General features: G+C 42.5%; 19 protein-coding genes. All 19 read left to right on the top strand.

The window, feature by feature from the left end:
• The first annotated feature begins 112 nt into the window (after nt 1-112).
• The 19 genes from AC1FXP_RS16025 to AC1FXP_RS15935 all read left to right on the top strand — a co-directional run bounded on the left by AC1FXP_RS16025 (nt 113) and on the right by AC1FXP_RS15935 (nt 17,201).
• Nucleotides 113-1,009, top strand: a complete 897-nt coding sequence (locus tag AC1FXP_RS16025) for a beta-keto acid cleavage family enzyme (RefSeq protein ID WP_480063182.1) — start codon at nt 113-115, stop codon at nt 1,007-1,009.
• Nucleotides 1,006-1,974, top strand: a complete 969-nt coding sequence (locus AC1FXP_RS16020) for an L-carnitine dehydrogenase (protein WP_480063022.1) — start codon at nt 1,006-1,008, stop codon at nt 1,972-1,974. Before AC1FXP_RS16025 ends, AC1FXP_RS16020 begins: the two co-directional genes overlap by 4 nt.
• Nucleotides 1,975-1,993: 19 nt before the next feature.
• On the top strand, nt 1,994-2,464 hold the full coding sequence (locus AC1FXP_RS16015; protein ID WP_480063021.1) for a thioesterase family protein: 471 nt from the start codon (nt 1,994-1,996) through the stop codon (nt 2,462-2,464).
• Between the two features lie 22 nt (nt 2,465-2,486).
• The gene (locus AC1FXP_RS16010; RefSeq protein ID WP_480063020.1) at nt 2,487-3,689 is read left to right on the top strand and encodes a quaternary amine ABC transporter ATP-binding protein; all 1,203 of its coding nucleotides are present in this window, start codon (nt 2,487-2,489) and stop codon (nt 3,687-3,689) included.
• On the top strand, nt 3,686-4,516 hold the full coding sequence (locus AC1FXP_RS16005; protein ID WP_480063019.1) for an ABC transporter permease: 831 nt from the start codon (nt 3,686-3,688) through the stop codon (nt 4,514-4,516). The genes AC1FXP_RS16010 and AC1FXP_RS16005 overlap by 4 nt, the downstream gene beginning before the upstream one ends.
• 19 nt (nt 4,517-4,535) lie before the next feature.
• Nucleotides 4,536-5,411: a glycine betaine ABC transporter substrate-binding protein gene (locus AC1FXP_RS16000; RefSeq protein WP_480063018.1), complete on the top strand. Its 876-nt coding sequence runs from the start codon at nt 4,536-4,538 to the stop codon at nt 5,409-5,411.
• A gap of 318 nt (nt 5,412-5,729) precedes the next feature.
• The gene (locus AC1FXP_RS15995; RefSeq protein ID WP_480063017.1) at nt 5,730-6,902 is read left to right on the top strand and encodes an ATP phosphoribosyltransferase regulatory subunit; all 1,173 of its coding nucleotides are present in this window, start codon (nt 5,730-5,732) and stop codon (nt 6,900-6,902) included.
• Between the two features lies 1 nt (nt 6,903).
• Nucleotides 6,904-7,542 carry an ATP phosphoribosyltransferase gene (gene hisG, locus AC1FXP_RS15990; protein WP_480063016.1) on the top strand — a complete coding sequence of 213 codons (639 nt, stop codon included), beginning with the start codon at nt 6,904-6,906 and terminating at the stop codon, nt 7,540-7,542.
• On the top strand, nt 7,539-8,810 hold the full coding sequence (gene hisD / locus AC1FXP_RS15985; protein ID WP_480063015.1) for a histidinol dehydrogenase: 1,272 nt from the start codon (nt 7,539-7,541) through the stop codon (nt 8,808-8,810). Before hisG ends, hisD begins: the two co-directional genes overlap by 4 nt.
• Nucleotides 8,811-9,401 (top strand): imidazoleglycerol-phosphate dehydratase HisB, encoded by a 591-nt coding sequence (hisB, locus tag AC1FXP_RS15980; RefSeq protein WP_250097877.1) that lies wholly within the window; start codon nt 8,811-8,813, stop codon nt 9,399-9,401.
• Between the two features lies 1 nt (nt 9,402).
• Nucleotides 9,403-10,047, top strand: a complete 645-nt coding sequence (gene hisH / locus AC1FXP_RS15975; RefSeq protein ID WP_480063014.1) for an imidazole glycerol phosphate synthase subunit HisH — start codon at nt 9,403-9,405, stop codon at nt 10,045-10,047.
• On the top strand, nt 10,040-10,774 hold the full coding sequence (gene hisA, locus AC1FXP_RS15970) for a 1-(5-phosphoribosyl)-5-[(5-phosphoribosylamino)methylideneamino]imidazole-4-carboxamide isomerase (protein ID WP_250097879.1): 735 nt from the start codon (nt 10,040-10,042) through the stop codon (nt 10,772-10,774). Before hisH ends, hisA begins: the two co-directional genes overlap by 8 nt.
• A 1-nt stretch (nt 10,775) precedes the next feature.
• On the top strand, nt 10,776-11,534 hold the full coding sequence (gene hisF, locus AC1FXP_RS15965; RefSeq protein WP_480063013.1) for an imidazole glycerol phosphate synthase subunit HisF: 759 nt from the start codon (nt 10,776-10,778) through the stop codon (nt 11,532-11,534).
• A complete protein-coding gene (hisIE, locus tag AC1FXP_RS15960; RefSeq protein WP_480063012.1) occupies nt 11,531-12,160 on the top strand; it encodes a bifunctional phosphoribosyl-AMP cyclohydrolase/phosphoribosyl-ATP diphosphatase HisIE in 630 nt (209 codons plus the stop codon). The genes hisF and hisIE overlap by 4 nt, the downstream gene beginning before the upstream one ends.
• A gap of 295 nt (nt 12,161-12,455) precedes the next feature.
• Nucleotides 12,456-13,505, top strand: a complete 1,050-nt coding sequence (locus tag AC1FXP_RS15955; RefSeq protein ID WP_480063011.1) for a tetratricopeptide repeat protein — start codon at nt 12,456-12,458, stop codon at nt 13,503-13,505.
• Nucleotides 13,506-13,609: 104 nt separating this feature from the next.
• Entirely contained in the window at nt 13,610-14,554 is a 945-nt protein-coding gene (gene trxB / locus AC1FXP_RS15950; protein ID WP_480063010.1) for a thioredoxin-disulfide reductase, read from the top strand.
• A 322-nt stretch (nt 14,555-14,876) separates the two neighbouring features.
• Entirely contained in the window at nt 14,877-15,335 is a 459-nt protein-coding gene (locus AC1FXP_RS15945) for an NUDIX hydrolase (protein WP_480063009.1), read from the top strand.
• Between the two features lie 19 nt (nt 15,336-15,354).
• A complete protein-coding gene (rapZ, locus tag AC1FXP_RS15940) occupies nt 15,355-16,257 on the top strand; it encodes an RNase adapter RapZ (protein WP_480063008.1) in 903 nt (300 codons plus the stop codon).
• Nucleotides 16,254-17,201, top strand: coding sequence for a gluconeogenesis factor YvcK family protein (locus AC1FXP_RS15935; RefSeq protein ID WP_480063007.1), 948 nt, complete (start codon nt 16,254-16,256; stop codon nt 17,199-17,201). The genes rapZ and AC1FXP_RS15935 overlap by 4 nt, the downstream gene beginning before the upstream one ends.
• Nucleotides 17,202-17,226 lie beyond the last annotated feature (25 nt).

Raw genomic sequence — 17,226 nt, 5'->3', positions numbered from 1 at the left:
TTACCGTCCGGATGGTATAGTTTTAATTGCGAGTAAATGAACCGTCTGGATGGTTAAGTAATAATATAAATAAATACAATTTATGCAAGGGAAATAAAGAGGAGGAGACATGATGCAAAAGAAAATTTTATTAACAGCTGCAGTGACAGGTGCGGGAGATACAACGAAAAAAAGTCCACATGTCCCTGTAACACCGAAAGAAATAGCTGAAGCTGCGATTGCATCGGCAAAAGCAGGAGCAACCGTTGCTCATGTTCATGCGAGAGATCCTGAAACAGGGGGAGTTAGTCACACCGTTGATCATTACCGTGAGATTGTTGACCGCATTCGCGAGTCGGAAACAGATGTGATTATCAACATTACATCAGGTGGAGGCGGCGATTTCATCCCTAGTTTAGCTACACCAGCTGCTGGAGGAAATGGAACGGATATGCAAACTCCAGAAGAACGTCATAAGCCTGTTGGTGAATTGCTTCCTGAAATGTGTACGCTTGATTGTGGAAGTGTGAACTTTGGTGACATGATTTATTTGAGTCCAACGGATTGGCTTCGCCAACAAGCAAAATTGGTTCAGGAAAGCGGTGTGAAGCCAGAGTTAGAATGCTTTGACACAGGACATATTCGTTTTGCTAAACAACTAATTGATGAAGGCTTAGTAGACGGTGACCCGATGTTCCAATTTTGTCTTGGGATTCCTTGGGGAGCAGATGCAGATGTGGAGACGCTGCTGTATATGAAGAGTCGCCTTCCTGAAAATGCTAACTGGTCCGCTTTTGGAATTGGTCGTATGCAAATGCCGATTATGCTTCAAACAGCGATTTTAGGTGGAAATGTCCGAGTTGGCTTAGAGGATAACTTGTACCTTGATAAAGGTGTATTTGCCAGAAACGATCAATTGGTTGAAAAAGCAGTGAACCTCATTACTAGCAATGGAATTGGCATCATGACACCACAAGAGGCACGTGAACAGTACGGATTAAGAAACCCATACGGAGGCGATAACAAATGACCAACATTCAATATGAGTTCAAAAAACTAGCTGTCATCGGAACAGGAGTCATCGGAAATGGCTGGATTACACGCTTTCTCGCACAAGGATACGATGTCGTTGCCTTTGATCCTGCTGAAGGAGCAGAGGAGAAAACGCGTAAGGCCGTTTCACATGCTTGGCCTTCTTTAGAAAAATTAGGATTGGCACCTGGTGCGTCTAAGGAGCGCTTAGCGTTTGTTCCTACGTTAGAAGAAGCAGTATGTGATGCTGATTTAATTCAAGAAAATGTTCCCGAACGTGAAGAGCTAAAGAAAAACGTATTAGCTAGCATTGATCAATTCGCGAGGCCTGAGGCGATTATCGGGTCAAGTACATCAGGAATTATGCCTTCTGTGTTGCAGGAAGGATTAACGCATCCAGAGCGATTCCTCGTTGCTCATCCATTTAATCCTGTATACATTTTACCGCTTGTTGAGTTAGTCGGTGGTGAGGCAACAACACAAGCCGTTATAAATCAAGCAGCTGAGTTCTATGAATCCATTCAAATGAAGCCACTGATCATTAATAAAGAAATCGAAGGTCACTTAGCGGACAGGCTCATGGAAGCACTTTGGCGTGAAGCGTTGCACCTTGTCAATGATGGTGTCGCGACAACAGAAGAAGTCGATGCGGCAATTATTTATGGTGCAGGACTTCGCTGGGCACAAATGGGGCCGTTCTTAACGTTCCACTTAGCTGGAGGAGAAAAAGGGATGCGTCACATGCTAGAACAATTTGGCCCTGCTCTTAAACTTCCATGGACAAAATTAGAAGCACCTGAATTAACAGATGAGCTGAAAGAAAAAGTCATTCAAGGCTGTGAGAGCCATGCCGGGGATGTGTCGATCTCTGAACTAGAACAGAAGCGAAATGAATTTTTAGTAGAATTGCTAGATCTTGTTGAAAAATATTGGCCAGAATCTAACAATCTCGTAAAAAAATAAGAGGCAGGGAGGGAAATGGATGTTACCGTCATTTAGCTACAAAGATCATGTCCGCAAAGAGTGGGTTGACTATAATGGCCACATGAATGATGCGGAGTATGCAAGAGTATTTAGCTTATCCGTTGATTCATTTATGGATTATATCGGCTTAAATGAAGCAGCTCGCCAATCACTAAACTACACGATTTTCACATTGGAAACACATCTTTGCTATTTAAAAGAAGCACACGAAGGTGAAGAACTAACAGTTGAAATCCAGTTATTAGATGATGATGCGAAACGTCTGCACGTATTTTTTGTTATGAAAAATAGTGAGGGTGCAGAGATTGCTACAAGTGAGCAGATGTTAATGGGGATGGATACAACGGAGGGGAGACCAGCTCCTTTCCCTTCTGAAGTCTTACCAATCATTGAAAAAATACGAAGCGCACATGAACATTTACAATCCCCAAAACAAGTCGGTAGACAGATCGGAATTAAGAAGCGATAGGCTATAACAGAGGAGAATGTTTATGAATAAGATTGAAGTAAATAATTTGACCAAGATCTTTGGTTCCCACCCGAAGCAAGGATTAAAAAGCTTAAAAAACGGAGAACAGAAGGCAGATATCCTTAAAAAAATGGGGATGACCGTTGGGGTTAATCAAGCCTCTTTCTCTGTTAAAGCGGGGGAAATATTCGTCATTATGGGTCTTTCAGGAAGTGGAAAGTCAACATTAATTCGTTTAGTAAATCGTCTCATTGAACCAACGGATGGGGAGATTCTCATCGATGGTGAAGACATCACCAAGATGGATAAAAATGCTCTCATAGAAACGAGACGTCAAAAATTAGCGATGGTATTTCAGCAATTTGGATTGTTACCCCATCGGACAGTATTAACGAATGTTGCCTATGGGTTAGAAATTCAAGGGGTAGACAAAGCCGAACGAGAAGAGAAGGCTTTAAAGTCGATTGAGGATGTTGGACTAAAAGGGTATGAAGAAAGCTTTCCAAGTCAATTAAGTGGTGGAATGCAGCAACGTGTAGGACTTGCTCGCGCATTAGCAAATGATTCAGATATTTTGCTTATGGACGAAGCATTTAGTGCTCTTGACCCTTTAATTCGTAAGGAAATGCAAGATGAGCTCCTTCATCTACAAAATAAACTAGGTAAAACAATCCTCTTTATTACCCATGATCTAGACGAAGCGTTAAAGCTTGGAGATCGAATTGCCATTATGAAAGACGGACAGATTGTTCAAGTGGGGACGGCAGAGGAGATTTTAGAAAATCCAGCTAATGAATATGTCTCCAATTTCGTTAAAGACGTCGATCGCTCCAAAGTATTGGAAGCATCTCATGTCATGAAAAAACCAGAAGTGTTAACAACGTATAAAGACGGTCCAAGAGTTGCTGTAAGGAAAATGGAAGAAGCCGGTGCCTCGAGTATTTTTGTTGTGGATAAAGAGAAAAACTTCCAAGGATTATTGACGATTGATGATGCGATCAAAGCATACAAAGAGAATATCCCAATGGAGGATGTTTTAATTGATTCGGCGGTACATTCTGCGGATCCTACGACACCTTTAAATGACCTGATTGGAATTGCGGTAGAAACGAAATATCCAATCGTAGTCGTTGAAGATGGAAAACTACTAGGAATCATTTCGCGTGTATCGATTCTCTCAGGCTTAGTTCTTGGGAAAGAAAAAGATGAGGTGGTATCAGCATGAATTACTTCTACTTCCCGTTAGAGGAATGGACCAATCGTTTTGTCGATGGTTGGCTGCTTCCTGTTATGAGTGGGTTCTTTAATAGCATAAGTACGGTGCTTCGTGCATTTGTCGATGCCGTAACAAATCTATTAATTACAGTCCCGCCAGAGCTTATTATGATTGTTTTAATTTTGTTGTCTTGGAAAATAGCTGGAAAAGGAATTGCGTTATTCGCATTAATTGGCTGTTTGTATCTTGGTTCCGTTGATTTGTGGGAAGCTGCGATGCAAACGGTATCGATTGTACTCGTATCAACGATTTTATCTGTGTTGGTAGGAGTACCACTCGGAATTTTAAGTGCAACAAATAAGGTAATGGAACAAATCACAAGACCTATTTTAGACTTTATGCAAACATTGCCTAGCTTTGTTTATTTAATCCCTGCGATTCTTTTATTCGGACTAGGTGGGGTGCCGGCAGTCATTGCAACATTTGTCTTTGCTACGCCTCCTGCTGTCCGAATGACGAATTTAGGAATTAGACAAGTACCAAGTGATGTCGTAGAGGCTTCAAAAGCCTTCGGTACGACGTCTCGTCAGTTACTATTTAAAGTACAACTGCCACTAGCCCTGCCAACCATTATGGCTGGGGTGAATCAAACAATGATGCTCGCACTATCCATGGCTGTAATCGCCTCAATGATTGGAGCTCCAGGACTTGGTTCAACCGTATTATCAGGGATCTCAACAGTTAATGTTGGTCTAGGTTTAACAGGTGGCTTAGGAATTGTTGTGTTAGCGATTATTTTAGACCGTATTACACAAGGATTAGCGAAAAAAGCATAAGAAAAAGGAGAGAAAATCTATGAAAAAGCTTTTACTAGGTTCAATGATGGCCGTATTTCTAGCAACAGCTGTTGGCTGTGCATCAGGTGAAACGAGCGGAGAAACAACAGAAGAAAATAGCAATGGGGAAACGATAACGTTTGGGGTAACACCTTGGACAAGTACAGTTCCTCCAACTCAAATTGCTAGTTTAATTATACAAGATATGGGCTATGAAGTTGTAGAGACAAATGCCGATGTAGGAAATGTATTTATGGGGTTGTCTCGTGGTGACCTTGATGTCTTTATGGATGCATGGTTCCCAATGCACCAAGTTCATATGGAGAGATTCGAGGACACGGTTGTTGATACGGCTGTAAGTTATCCAGAAGCAGAAACAGGTTGGGTGGTACCAAACTACATGGAAGATATTAACTCCGTAGAAGACATTGTTGGCAACGAAGATTTATTTAATAACGAAATGTATGGAATTGAAGAAGGAACAAGTGTGCAAGAAGAAACAAACGAAATGATTGAAGCGTTAGGATTAGATATTACACAAGTAAATTCATCTGAAGGTGGAATGTTAGCACAAGCTCAACGTCTGATGCAGCAGGAAGAGCCAGTGATTTTCTTTGGATGGAGACCACACACGATGTTTAACAAATATGACATCAAAGTTATCGGTAACGATGCCGGCTTCTTTGAAACATCATCTGTTCATGTTGTGACAAATCATGAGCTGCAAGAAAAAGCCCCTGATGCTTTTGAATTTTTAAGCAACTGGAACATTTCGATTGATGATGTTGAAGAAATGATCGTACAAATTGAAGATGAAGGTCAAGATCCAGAAGAAGCAGCGAGAGAGTGGATTGACAACAACCAAGATAAAGTTAATGAAATGCTAGGTAACTAGTAAGGGGAGGCCTGAGTCTGTGAGACTCGGGTCTTTTTTAAAGGCGAAACAGTCTATTGAAAAATCAAAGTATTCTCCCCCTTTCCCGTTAATTGTGAGATAATTCTATCAAAATGGTTGACGTTGTTCGGACCTCCATGTAAACTAACAATATACTTTATCTTATTAGCACATTAGCGAACTAAAGTGAAACGAACAATTTCAAGAAATAATAACAGGTATTTTGACAAAAAACGCGAATGATAGGAAAGATAGAAAAAAGATGTCGGAGAGCTGCAAAAAAAAGCAGACAACGGAGAAGAACGAGGAGTGAAATCAATGTCTAAGCCACTTATGTTTGAGAAGCCACTTGGAATGCGCGATACATTGCCAGAAATGTATGAAATGAAAAAGCAGGTACGTCAGCAATTAGAAACGGAAATGTCTGGATGGGGATATCAAATGATTGAAACCCCGACGTTAGAATATTATGAAACGGTTGGTCTTGCGTCAGCGATTTTGGATCAACAGTTGTTTAAATTATTAGATCAACAAGGAAATACATTGGTGCTTCGTCCTGATATGACAGCACCGATTGCAAGACTCGTTGCTTCTAGTATGAAGGGAGAAGCGTATCCGCTTAGACTTTCCTATCAATCAACCGTTTTTAGAGCTCAGCAGCATGAGGCTGGTAAACCGGCAGAATTTGAGCAGCTTGGTGTGGAGTTAATCGGCGATGGGACGGTTAGCGCCGATGGGGAAGTCATTTCTCTTATGGTGTCAGCATTAAAACGTACAGGCTTGGCTCACTTTAAAATTGCGATCGGCCATGTTGGCTATGTGAACGCGCTCTTAGAAGATATTGTCGGAGAGCGTGCGGATGAGCTGCGTCGTTTTTTATATGAAAAAAATTATGTTGGATTCCGTGAGCACGTGAAAAACTTGCCGATTTCCTCCATTGATAAAGGGAGACTTCTTGGTCTCTTAAAGCTACGCGGCGGCAAAGGAACAGTGGAAGAAGCAGCGAAGCTTGTGTCTAACGAAGAAGGCTCAAAAGCGCTAACTGAATTAGCAGAGCTATGGCAAGTATTAGAAAGCTACGGCATTGAACAATACGTAAAATTAGATTTGAATTTAGTCCTTCATATGAGTTATTACACAGGAGCGGTGTTTGAAGGCTATGGAAGCAATTTAGGTGTACCGCTTTGCAGTGGCGGGCGTTATGATGAGCTGCTTGGCAAATTTGAGCGTCCTGGTCAGGCAACCGGATTTGGCGTTCGTTTAGATTTACTTGTTGAAGCGCTCGGCGAAATGAACACAAAGCAGAAAAAAACATGCATCGTCTTTAGTAAAGAAAGACGTGCAGAAGCATTCCAAGAAGCAGCAAGCCTAAGAGGAAAAGGTGAGTCCGTCGTTGTTCAAGACATTGCCGGAGTCGAGGATGTCGACGGAATGTCAGAGCAATTTAGTGACGTGCACTATTTCATTGGTGCGAAGAAAGGAGACGCGTAAGATGGCAGAATGGTTAACGGTTGCGATGCCGAAGGGGAGAATTTTTGAAGAAGCATTAGTATTGCTGCGAAAAGCAGGCTATAATTTACCGGCAGAGTTTGATGATTCTCGTAGGTTAATTATTGATGTGCCAGAGGAAAACATGCGTTTTATCCTTGCGAAACCAATGGATGTACCGACATATGTCGAGCACGGTGTTGCCGATGTCGGAGTGGCTGGAAAAGATACGATGATCGAAGAAGAGCGTGTTGTCTACGAAGTGCTCGACCTACAAATTAGTGAGTGCTACTTGGCGGTTGCCGGTCTTCCGAATTATGAAAAGAAAGACATCAATCCAAAAGTCGCTTCGAAATATCCGAACCTAGCAACACAATATTTTAAAGAGCAAGGCGAGCAAGTGGAGATCATTAAATTAAATGGTTCGATAGAGTTGGCGCCATTAATTGGGCTAGCAGATCGCATCGTTGATATCGTATCAACTGGGAGAACATTAAAGGAAAATGGCTTAGTAGAGCTTGAAACAATCGTGCCTATTACATCCCGTTTGATTGTCAATCCAGTTAGTTACCGTATGAAAGACGAGCGTATTGACGAAATGGTCGAACGTCTTTCTCGAGTGATCGAGGAGGAGGAAGCATGAAAATCGTCAAAGTTGGGGCAGAGGTAAGCATTAAGCGTGATATTGATACAGGTACAGAGAAGCAAAGAGAAGCGGTAGAAGCGATCATTGCTCAAGTAAAAGAACAAGGCGATCAAGCTCTATTTGAATTAACGAAAAAATTTGATGGAGCAGAGCTTACAAGTCTTCGAGTAACGGAGGAAGAACTCAAAGGGGCTTATGCAGAGATTGATGACGAATTGATTTCAGCGTTGCGTGAGGCGATCGTGAACATTAAAGATTTCCACGAGCGTCAGAAGCGTCAATCGTGGATGACGACAAAAGAAGATGGAACGATTCTTGGTCAAAAAGTAACTCCACTTGATTCCGTTGGTGTTTATGTGCCAGGAGGCAAAGCAGCCTACCCATCATCGATTATGATGAATGTCATTCCAGCTCAAGTGGCTGGAGTAAAGCGTATTGTCATGGTTTCACCAGCAGGGGCAGATGGGTTGCTTCCTGCTAGTGTCCTTGTGACAGCGAAGGAGCTAGGGGTGAAGGAGATTTATAAAGTTGGCGGAGCTCAAGCGGTTGCTGCTCTTGCATATGGAACGGAGTCGATTCAAGCCGTTGATAAAATTACCGGTCCTGGCAATATCTATGTGGCGTTAGCCAAGCGCGCTGTATTTGGAACGGTTGATATTGATATGATCGCGGGGCCAAGTGAAATTGTTGTTCTTGCTGATGAAAAGGCGAACCCTCGTTACATCGCAGCTGATCTTTTGTCCCAAGCGGAGCATGATGAGCAAGCGTCAGCTGTGTTAGTGACGGCTTCCCAAGAGCTTGCAGAAGAGGTGGCAAAAGAAGTAGAAGAGCAACTTACGACATTGCCAAAACGTGATATTGCTGGAGCTTCCATTAGGGATTACGGTGTGATTTACGTTGCTTGCGATTTAGTTGAAGCGGTTGATGTTGTCAATCAACTTGCACCCGAGCATTTAGAAATCCTAACAGAAGAACCAATGAATCTAATCGGAAAAATCCGTCATGCTGGAGCGATTTTTGTTGGTCCTTATAGCTCGGAGCCGGTTGGTGACTATTTTGCAGGACCGAACCACGTCCTGCCGACAAATGGAACCGCTCGTTTTTCTAGTCCGCTCAATGTCGATGATTTCACAAAAAAATCAAGCATTATTTCATATAGCAAACAAGCCATGGAAGAAAATGGCCGCAAAATTTCAGCTCTTGCCCGTTTAGAAGGATTGGAAGCACACGCACGAGCAATTGATATTAGGTTGGAGGAAAAGTAGATGACAGAACGTCGCGCACAGATCGAACGAAATACAGGTGAAACACAAATTAAGTTGGACTTTACTGTGGATGGAGAAGGAAGATCAGAATTAGAAACAGGCGTACCTTTTTTAACGCACATGCTTGATCTGTTCACAAAGCACGGTCATTTCAATTTAACCGTTGATGCAAATGGAGATACGGAAGTTGATGATCATCATACGACGGAGGATATCGGCATTTGCTTAGGTCATGTGTTAAAAGAAGCACTTGGAGATAAAAAAGGAATCCGCCGCTATGGAAACGCATTTGTACCAATGGATGAGACGTTAGCTCAAGTCGTTGTTGATTTAAGCAACCGTCCGCATCTTGAGTTCCGCGCTGAGTTCCCAAGTCAGAAAGTGGGGACATTTGATGTTGAGCTCGTTCACGAATTTATGTGGAAACTGGCTCTTGAAGCAAGAATGAACTTGCACATTATCGTCCACTACGGCCACAATACACACCACATGATTGAAGCGGTATTTAAAGCATTAGCACGTGCCTTGGATGAAGCAACGAGTATCGATGAGCGGGTAAAAGGCGTCCCGTCAACGAAGGGAATGTTATAAGATGATCGGCATTGTTGATTATGGGATGGGGAATTTGCACAGTGTGAGTAAAGCACTGGAGCGCCTAGAGCTAGACTATGTAGTAACAGATGATATTGAACAATTGAAAAAAGCTGATGGACTTCTTCTTCCTGGTGTTGGTGCATTTCCAGATGCGATGAAGACGTTGAATGAGATGGGCTTAACGGAATTTTTACGTGAATGGGCGCAATCAGGAAAGCCGCTTTTAGGGATTTGCCTTGGCATGCAGCTTTTATTTGAAGAAAGCGCGGAGCATGGGGAGACAGAAGGGTTAAAACTTTTACCTGGTCGCGTGGAGCGCTTTGTTGGTCATACGGCAAACGGCGAAACATACAAAGTACCTCATATGGGCTGGAACAATCTAACGTTCCATAAGCCTGAACACAAACTTTTACAAGAAGTTGATGAGGGTCACGTGTATTTTGTTCACTCATATGTGGTCAAGCATAAGGACGAGGACGTGTTAATTGCTTCGAGTGAGTATGACGTAACAGTTCCAGCTGTAGTTGGCAGAGACAACGTAATGGGGACGCAATTCCATCCAGAAAAAAGCAGCCACGTAGGCATGGCGATCCTTCGCAATTTTGGAGAGCTCATCACGCAAGGAGGAGAAAGTCGTGAGTAATTTTGTTATTTATCCAGCGATTGATATGAGAGACGGAAAATGTGTACGTCTTGTACAAGGAGATTATGATCAAGAAACCGTGTATGGGGACTCGCCTTTTGACATGGCAAAGTTATTTGCTGATGCCGGGGCACAGTGGATTCATATGGTTGACTTAGATGGGGCGAAAGCGAAAAAACGTGTGAACCATGAGCACGTGCTTCGTGTTGCTAAAGAGCTTGATGCGAAAGTTCAAATTGGCGGTGGTATTCGTACGGCTGAAGATGTCGCCTTTTATCTTGAGCAAGGGGTAGACCGTGTCATATTAGGAAGTGTCGCTGTCAATAATCCTGAGTTCACAAAAGAGATGTTAGCTACATATGGCGGTGAGCGAATTGCAATTGGGTTAGATGCACGTGATGGCTATGTTGCAACAGAGGGCTGGCTTGAGACGTCATCTGTGAAGGCTGAAACGTTGGCGCAGGAGCTTGCTCGTCACGGGGCTGAAGTGTTTATTTTTACCGATATTTCACGTGATGGCATGCTATCTGGTCCAAATACAGAAGCGATTACGAACCTAGCAGAAGCAACAGGCAAGCAAGTCATTGCCTCTGGTGGCGTGAGTTCGTTAGCTGATTTGACGGAACTTCGTGAGCGTAAAAACCGTGGAGTGAGTGGTGCCATTGTAGGTAAGGCACTATACACGAATCAATTCACATTAGAAGAAGCATTGCAAGGGGGCGAATAGGTTGTTAACAAAACGTATCGTTCCTTGTTTGGATGTGAAAGATGGGCGTGTCGTAAAAGGCGTCCAATTCGTTGATTTACGTGATGCTGGTGATCCAGTTGAACTTGCTGCCTTTTATGATGAGCAAGGCGCAGATGAACTCGTATTCTTAGATATATCCGCTTCGCATGAGGGGCGTGAAACGATGGTAGAAGTCGTGGAGCAAGTCGCAGGTACACTTGCGATCCCTTTTACCGTAGGGGGAGGAATTAATTCTCTTGAAGATATGAAACGCGTGCTGCGAGCTGGAGCAGACAAGGTATCGTTGAATACAGCAGCGGTGAAGCGTCCGGAGCTGATTAAAGAAGGAGCAGACTTCTTTGGGTCGCAGTGCATCGTTGTTGCAATCGATGCGAAGCACGATGAAGAGCTTGGTTCATGGCGGATTTATACACATGGTGGACGTGAAGCAACGGAATGGGAAGTGACGGACTGGGCGAGAGAAGCCGTACGTCTTGGCGCTGGCGAGATTTTATTAACAAGCATGGATCAAGACGGGGCGAAGACTGGATTTGACCTCGCGTTGACAAAAGCGGTGAATGCTGCCGTTACGGTACCAGTTATTGCATCAGGTGGTGCAGGAAAGAAGGAAGACTTTGCTGATGTATTTCGGGATGCCAAAGCAGATGCAGCACTAGCGGCATCGATTTTTCATTACAAGGAAACGTCGGTCGCAGAAGTGAAAACATATTTAAACGAAAAGGGTGTGGCCGTACGATGAGCATCGAGAAGATTCAATTTGATCAAAACGGACTTGTGCCAGCGATTGTGCAAGATGCTGCGAGCAAAGAAGTTTTGACACTAGCCTATATGAATAAAGAATCGTTACAGAAGTCGCTTGAAACGAGAGAAACATGGTTTTATTCTCGTTCCCGCCAAGAGCTATGGCACAAAGGAGCAACTTCAGGGAACACGCAGCAAATTGTCGACATGCGCTATGACTGTGATAGTGATGCGATTGTGGTTCTTGTTGTACCTGCTGGGCCGGCGTGTCACAAAGGGGTCTATACGTGCTTTTCTAATACATTGTTTGAAGATCAAGTTGTTCGTACGAACCCTACTCGTTTTGCGATCCTTGACGAGTTAGAACGGGTCATTGCAGAGCGAGAAGCGGAGATGCCAGAAGGGGCTTACACGACGTATTTGTTTGAAAAAGGTGTCGATAAAATCTTGAAAAAGGTTGGCGAAGAAGCAGGAGAAGTGATCATTGCTGCGAAAAATCGTGACCCGGAAGAATTGAAGTGGGAAGTATCTGATTTGTTGTATCATCTTCTCGTACTCCTACGTGAACAAAAGCTGCCGTTAGATGACGTATTAGCTGTTTTAGAGGAAAGACACAAAAAGTAAAGGAGATCATACGGTAAAAATCAACCAGTGATCTTGAATAAGTAGCAATGGCTAAGTACGTTGCAAGTCGTCTATGAGGAACCCACTCATAGACGGTTTTTAATTATAGCAGAGGGCACTGAAAGGAAATCCACCCTTTCAGTGCCCTCTAAAAAAAGGGCTGACCCCTACCCGTGCTGGTGCAGAAAGTGGCAAAGGATATGCCTTTTTCTGTACCTCTTTTTTCGTTCCCACTCTTTATAAAATGATGTTATACTATGTCTTATGATTGAGAAGCTGGAGGTAACAAAACTTCATGGGATTAAAACCAAAAGACGAACAGGAAAAAGGCAAAGTTGTTCCTTTGTTTCAAAGTGGGGATTATTTCTTTCATAGGGGAATTGAAGCGTACAGAAAGAACCACTTACAACGTGCGATTAAGCTGTTAGAGAGAGCGGTTAAGCTAACGAACACTGAGCCTGTCTTTCATGTTCAATTGGCAGCAGTGCTTTCTGAAATTGGAGAATATGAACGGTCAAATGAAATATTAGAAAATGTGTTAGCGGAAAAAGAAGATGTAGCAGAATGCTATTTCTTCATGGCAAATAATTATGCATACCTTGGACTTTTTGAAAAAGCCGAACGAATGACGTTGCGTTATTTAGAGTTAAGTCCAGATGAACGCTTTACAGAAGACGCAAAAGATCTTTTAGAATTGCTTCGTTTTGAACGAGAAGAAGATGAGGAATGGGATGACCTAGAAGAAGACGAAGATGAATTGATCGCTCAGTTTGAACGTGCACGTTATTTAGTAAGACAGGGGAATACTCATGCGGCTATACCCGTTTTGCAAACCATTATCGATGAGCACCCAACATATTGGACAGCACATAACCAATTAGCGGAAGCTCTTTTCCGTCAAGGGGATGAGTCTGCTTTTGAAATATGTCAAACCATCCTTGAAAAAGATCCAGGAAATCTTTTTACACTGTGTAATTTAGCTTTGTTTTACACGAAAAGTGGGGATGCTAAACGTGCAGAGGCCTACATTCGTTCTTTACGTCGCGTCTACCCGATTGATGGGGACCATTATGTCAAAGTAGCTGAAACATTATGTTCTGTTGGAGAGTTTCAAGTTGCTTATGACCGACTTAAGGAATTAAGCAGGTGGGAACTGGAACAACGGTCTGAATTGCTGTTTGGCTATGCAGTAGCAATGTATCATTGTAATGATCGACATAAGGCGATCCAATTATTTAAACGAGCAGAAGAACTTGGTTCAAAGCAAGCCAAATCAGCACTTGTAATTGCGAAAAAGGAGCCAGTTAATCACGATCAGATCCAGTTTGATATGTGGGTTGAATAACTGAGCAGATATATAGACATTCACAAGTCAATTCGCTACGATATTAGTGAAAAGACGTAGATTTAGACAAGTGAAAAAGAGTGTTCTAAAGGAGTGGACCAATAATGAGTGAGGAAAAAATTTATGATGTTGTCATAGCTGGGGCAGGTCCTGCAGGTATGACGGCGGCTGTTTACACATCTCGTGCAGGTCTTTCAACGATCATGGTTGAACGCGGAATTCCAGGTGGACAAATGGCGAATACAGAAGACGTGGAAAACTATCCTGGGTTTGATCATATTCTTGGACCTGAACTTTCAACAAAAATGTTCGAGCATGCAAAGAAGTTTGGTGCTGAATATGGATATGGTGATGTGAAAGAGATTGCCTGCGAAGGTGACCTTAAAATTGTCAAAGCCGGTAGCAAGGAATTTAAGGCTCGTGCGGTTATTGTGGCAACAGGGGCAGAATACAAGAAGATTGGTGTTCCTGGTGAAAAAGAATTAAGTGGACGCGGAGTTTCTTATTGTGCTGTATGTGATGGTGCCTTTTTCAAAGGAAAAGAGCTAGTTGTTGTCGGTGGCGGAGACTCCGCTGTTGAAGAAGCGGTGTATTTAACGCGCTTTGCAACAAAAGTAACCGTTGTACACCGCCGTGATGAGTTACGTGCCCAAAAAATCTTGCAACAGCGTGCATTTGATAATGACAAGATCGATTTCATCTGGAACCATACGGTAAAAGAAATCAATGATGAAAATGGTAAAGTCGGAAGTGTCACACTCGTTAGTACCGAAAATGGCGAGGAAAAAGAATTTAAAACAGATGGCGTGTTTATTTATATTGGCATGTTGCCTTTAAATGAAAGTGTGAAAAACTTAGGAATCACCAATGCAGAGGGCTATGTTGAAACAAACGAAGAAATGGAGACGAAAGTTCCTGGAATATTTGCAGCTGGTGATATTCGTGAAAAGTCACTTCGTCAAATTGTAACAGCAACAGGTGACGGAAGCTTGGCTGCTCAAAATGTACAGCATTATTTAGAGACGCTTGGAGAGAAGTCGAAAGCGTAAAGTAACTGATCAAGTGTAAAGCCAAATTGGATTTGCGCTTGATTTTTTATTGCACTGATTCCTGAGAGGTAAAGGAAAAGGAAAAATAATCCTTTTTGATATCAAACGTTAATCCTGTTGTAACACGAGTGAAATATAAAAGGGGTATTATATAAATAAGTAATTGACCCCCTTTTTTTATATACATTTGCACGGACGATTAGGTCCGTGCCCTTTTTTTTATCCTCAAAAGACCTCCGTTCAAAAAAGTTCCCTGATTCTAGCAATTGTTAGACCCTTCAATTAATTGTATAATAAAGTAATAGAACGTGAGGTGAAGCTGTTGCAACGGATTACTAACTGCGTATTAACGAATGGAGAGCATGCATTATTATTACAAAAACCAAGCCGAGGCTGGTGGGTTGCACCTGGTGGCAAAATGGAACTTGGTGAAACGATAAAAGAGTCAGCTGAGCGTGAGTTTCGGGAAGAAACAGGTCTTCAGGTAGAAGGCGCGAAGCTACGTGCTGTTTTTACCATCGTAATACTAGAAAATGATCAGCCGGTGAATGAATGGATGATGTTCACGTTCCATGCAACGAGTTTTAAAGGTGACATGTTTGAACAATCTCCAGAAGGCAAGCTTGAATGGAAAAGCATAAAGGATGTACAGGGACTGCCAATGGCAGCCGGTGATAAGTATATGTTTGAACATGTGTTACATGATCAAGGAGTCCTGCACGGAACGTTTTATTACACAAAAGATTTTGATCTAGTGTCATACCGGTTAATTTCAGAATAGATATAAAGGGGTGATGAGGGTGAGTATCGAGCACGAAGAAATACAGATTGTGATAATTACAGGAATGTCTGGGGCAGGGAAGACAGTGGCCGTTCAAAGTTTTGAGGATCTTGGCTATTTTTGCGTCGATAATTTACCCCCAGCTCTCATTCCAAAATTTATTGAGCTGATTGAAGGTTCAAATGGAAAAATGAATAAAGTAGCGCTTGTCATCGATTTACGTGGACGGAAGTTTTTTGATCACCTATTTGAAGCAATCGATACGATAAGTCACGCTCCACATTTGCAATTTAAGCTGCAGATTATCTTCTTAGATGCAAAAGATGCAAAGCTTGTGCAGCGCTACAAAGAGACGAGACGTGCTCATCCATTAGCACCAAATGGTCTGCCGCTTGAAGGTATTCAACTAGAACGCGAGATGCTTGAGGATATGAAGGGCAGAGCGCAGCAAATTATTGATACAACGGATATGAAGCCGATCCAGTTGCGTGAAAAAATTATCCAAAGATTTTCTGGAACAGAAAAGCATCCTTTTACGGTTAACATGATGTCGTTTGGCTTTAAGTATGGCATGCCAATCGATGCGGATCTCGTCTTTGATGTGCGTTTTCTTCCAAATCCTCATTATATTGACCACATGAGACCGAAAACAGGGCTAGATGATGAAGTTTCATCATATGTATTGAAATGGACAGAAACTCAACAATTCATTGAGAAATTAACTGACTTGTTGAAATTTATGTTGCCTCAATATAAGCGTGAAGGAAAGAGTCAAGTCGTCATTGGTATTGGTTGCACAGGTGGAAAGCATCGCTCTGTGACGCTTGCTGAACACTTTGGAGAAGCTTTTGCTGATGAATATGTATTGCATGTTAGCCATCGAGACATTGATAAAGATAAAGGAAAAGGTACTCATAAGTGAAAAAGAAAAATGTTGTTGTGATTGGAGGAGGAACCGGCTTATCAGTGTTGCTTCGAGGATTAAAAACGTTCCCAGTTGAGATTTCTGCTATTGTAACAGTTGCTGATGATGGCGGCAGTTCCGGTCGACTCCGAAAAGAACTAGACATCCCTCCTCCGGGAGACGTGAGAAACGTTTTAATTGCTTTATCTGAGGTCGAACCTTTGGTGGAAGAGCTCTTTCAGCACCGTTTTTCAAACGGCAATGGCTTGTCGGGGCACTCGTTAGGAAATTTACTGCTTGCGGGAATGACTTCCATTACAGGCGATTTTTCAAGAGGCATTACTGAATTAAGCAAAGTGTTAAATGTTCGTGGAAACGTTTATCCAGCGGCTAATTGCAGCATTGTGCTGCATGCAGAAATGGAGGATGGAACGATTGTGACAGGGGAATCCCTCATTCCACTAGAACAAAAAAAGATAAAGCGTGTTTTTTTAACCCCTGAAGATATCTCACCATTGCAGTCGGCTATTCGAGCGATTGAGGAAGCCGATATCATTGTGTTAGGACCAGGAAGCCTTTACACTAGTGTTATACCAAACCTTCTTGTTCCGGGAGTGGCTCGAGCAATCGAACAGTCTGAAGCAAGGAAAGTATATATTTGCAATGTGATGACACAAAGTGGAGAAACGGAAGGCTATACAGCAGGAGACCATATTCAAGCCATTTTTGATCACTGTGGCAGTACATTGGTCGATGAAATTGTTGTTCATGGAGCGCCGGTATCTGCTGAAGTTCGAGCGCGTTATGCAAGTGAAGGGGCTGTGCCTGTTGTTGTTGATGTAAATCGGATAAACTCAATGGGAGTATCCGTTGTACTTGATCACTTTGTAATCGAACGAGAAAATATGTTGCGTCATGATGCTTTAAAAGTGTCAAAGGCTATTTTACACATGAAAGAATGACTACTGTTCGTGTAGGGAAAGGGTA

This window comes from Halalkalibacter sp. HAAS-P013 (genome assembly GCF_056619925.1).
This window is presented reverse-complemented; position numbering and strand designations above follow the sequence as displayed.